The organism is Achromobacter deleyi (assembly GCF_902859705.1).
GTDB lineage: Bacteria > Pseudomonadota > Gammaproteobacteria > Burkholderiales > Burkholderiaceae_B > Achromobacter > Achromobacter deleyi.
Map to the genome: position 1 here is coordinate 1 of NZ_CADIJO010000057.1, position 2,666 is coordinate 2,666.

A 2,666-nucleotide genomic window follows, 5' to 3' on the forward strand; every position below is an offset into this window, starting at 1 on the left:
CACGATGTCCAGCACCGGCTTGTTCTCGAACAGGCGGCTGGCGCGCCGCTGCGTGGCCAGCCACAGCCAGGGCGCCACCGTCAGCCGGTAGCGCGCCAGGCCCGCATCGCCGGCCAGCAGTTCCGCTTCGCGCACCACGCCGCTGCGGCCGCTGCGGCTGCCGTCGGCGCGCGTGGTCCAGAGCGTGACGGGACGCGAGATCATGTCCTGCAACGGCAGTCCGGCATCATCCGACAGGGCCACCACGCGCAGTTGCGCCACGCCCGACAGCGCCTCGCGGCCGGTCCAGCCTTCGACATGCAGCGACGCCAGCGCACCCTCGCCTTGCAGGCGGTAGAGGCGGGCGTCGGAGTTGAACAGGCCGGCGGCCGCGGTCGTATCCATCACGGGGGAAAACCTTATTCAGCAGCGCTCAAGGCTCGGTGTGAGCTTGCGCATTGGGACATTCCGGAGCGGTGCCCCAGTGGCCCGCGCAAACGCGCAGGCGGCATTGTTCGCTTTCAAGGAAGCCGAGCTTGCGGCATTCCCCCAAGCGGGTGGACAGCGAAGACCCCGGCAGCTCGCGGACGAAGATGCCGTCGGTCTTGTAGACCTTGGTGCCGGGCGGTGATGCGGGCGGCAAGCCGTAGGACATCAACGCCGCCAGCAACGCGGCGTCGCTGTCGCTGCGTGGCGCGGCCTTGCCGCGCGCGGGCGCGGCGGCGGCCTTGGGCGCACCCTTGGCCGTCGTGGCTTGCGGGGCAGCGGCCGTTGCCGCGGCTACCGTGCCGTCGCGCGCACGTTCGGTGCGCTGCGGGGCCGGGCCAGGCGCCTTGGCCGACGCCGCGGCCGCAGGCTTGTTGGGTGCGGCAGCCGTCACGGCAAGCGCGGCCAGCGGATTGGCGGGCTCGCGCAAGTCGGCCTGCGCCTCGGGCTGGGTCAGTTGCGCCAGCGGATGGTCTTCGATGATGGTGGCGGCATTGGACGGCGGCGCTTCGGCATTGGCCCGCGCCGGCGCTTGCCCCGCAGCCGGCTGATTGAGCGAGGCCGTCGGCAATGCGGCGTTCGGCGTCGTGGCGCCTGCCGGTGAAGTGCCCGGCGCAGCGGCACCGGACGTGGACAGGCCGGACGACGCATCGGCGTCCGCGCGAGCCACGACCACAGGCAACTGCGCCGTGTCGTACACCGCCCACAAGCCCGCGCCCACTGCGCCTAGAAACAGCAGCAGCAACACTACCAGCGGTGTCTTGGAACGCGTCTTGGGAGGCAGGTGCTTGACCTCCGCGTCGGGCACGCGGCCCTCGAGCGTGGCGAGTATGCGCGACGACTGCCGCTCATCCGGCGTGGATGAGCGCCCGGCCAGCAAACTTGGAATAGAGGGCGGTGGTCGCGATCTTTTTTCGTCTTCTGCCATGCGAGGTCCCGTGTTGGCTGGGGCGCATAAAACCCCTTTTAACCAAGGTGTCCGAGAATACCTGATGACATCTTTTAGATCACGGCTTCTTGTTACGATTCCTAAAGCATCGACGCTGTCTGCAACGCCCAAGCGCTTGCCTCAATCCCGAATAGAACAAAAGATTACGCCTTCGTGATTGAGGGATACCGTTGCTAGTTCTACTGCCCCTATATTTTCTGCTCGCGATAGGCGTTTCCGCGTTGCTGGTTTTCCCGTCTTTGCGGGCCGCAACCGCGCGAGGCGCGCGTGCGTTCGCGCAGGGATTTCGCCGCCGCGTGACACGTGGCGCGGGCCATGCCGGGGGCATGGTCGGGGGCTCGGCGCAAGTGGTACGAGCAGGCTTCGACAGGGCCGGAAATACGTTTTCCATCTACCGCTGGCAGATCGTCGCAGTGCTCGCGGTGGTGTTGCTTCCGTCCCTTTTCGCTTTCGTCATGCGACACAATCACACATTTATTTACGAGGACCGGATGGCCGGTCCGGACCCCAGAATCCAGGCATTGTTGACGGGCGAAAGGCTGGTGCCGCCGCCGCCCCTGCCCCCCGAAGTCTTCACTACGCGCGAGGTTGAATTGGTGCGTCCGAACCTGGGCGGCGCAAGCCGCGACTGGAACCTGCTGGATGCGGATTACCGCCAGCGCCTGCTGGCCGCGTATCGCGTCATGCGTGAAGAGCATGGCTACGAAATGGTGCTGATCGAGGGCTATCGCAGCCCCGAACGCCAGGCCGAACTCGCCGCCAAGGGATCGCACGTGACCAATGCCGGCGCCTACCAGAGCTATCACCAGTACGGCCTGGCCGCGGACAGCGCGTTCCTGCGCGACGGCAAGGTGGTGGTGTCCGAAAAAGATCCCTGGGCCATGCGCGGCTATGAACTGTTCGGCGAAACCGCCGAGCGCGTCGGCCTGACCTGGGGCGGCCGCTGGAAGCTGATGGACTTCGGCCACACCGAGCTGCGCCGCCCCGGCGTGATTCGCCGCGACGTCGGAGCCGCGCAATGATGGGCCGCCTCTTGAAGACCGGCCTGGTGCTGGCCCTGGTGTTTGGCATCGTCTGGCTAGGCGTCATCATCTGGTGGCAGGAATCGCGCACGCTGCCCACCGGCGTGGATATCGGGCTGTACCTGTTCGCCTTGCCGCTGGCGCTGATTGCGGCGGGCTGGGCCGGCCTGCGCATCGCCCGCGCCCGCCGCGAGGCCCGCGCCGCCGCGGCTGCGGCCCCCAAGACCGAT

General features: G+C 67.7%; 3 protein-coding genes and 1 pseudogene. 2 read left to right on the top strand and 2 right to left on the bottom strand.

Translation table 11 applies throughout. The features are described from left to right. Both HV798_RS31505 and HV798_RS31510 read right to left on the bottom strand, forming a co-directional pair. Positions 1-384 (bottom strand): contractile injection system protein, VgrG/Pvc8 family (locus HV798_RS31505; RefSeq protein ID WP_254597568.1); only part of this gene is annotated, 384 nt, incomplete at its 3' end. Positions 385-412: 28 nt separating this feature from the next. Further along, entirely contained in the window at positions 413-1,273 is an 861-nt protein-coding gene (locus tag HV798_RS31510) for a hypothetical protein (RefSeq protein ID WP_175196681.1), read from the bottom strand. A 311-nt stretch (positions 1,274-1,584) separates the two neighbouring features. Between HV798_RS31510 and HV798_RS31515 the strand changes: the two genes are divergently transcribed. Both HV798_RS31515 and HV798_RS31520 read left to right on the top strand, forming a co-directional pair. Next, positions 1,585-2,436, top strand: a complete 852-nt coding sequence (locus HV798_RS31515) for a M15 family metallopeptidase (protein ID WP_175196683.1) — start codon at positions 1,585-1,587, stop codon at positions 2,434-2,436. Then, positions 2,433-2,666, top strand: a pseudogene (locus tag HV798_RS31520) (hypothetical protein); the annotation flags it as partial. The gene HV798_RS31515 and the pseudogene HV798_RS31520, both read left to right, overlap by 4 nt.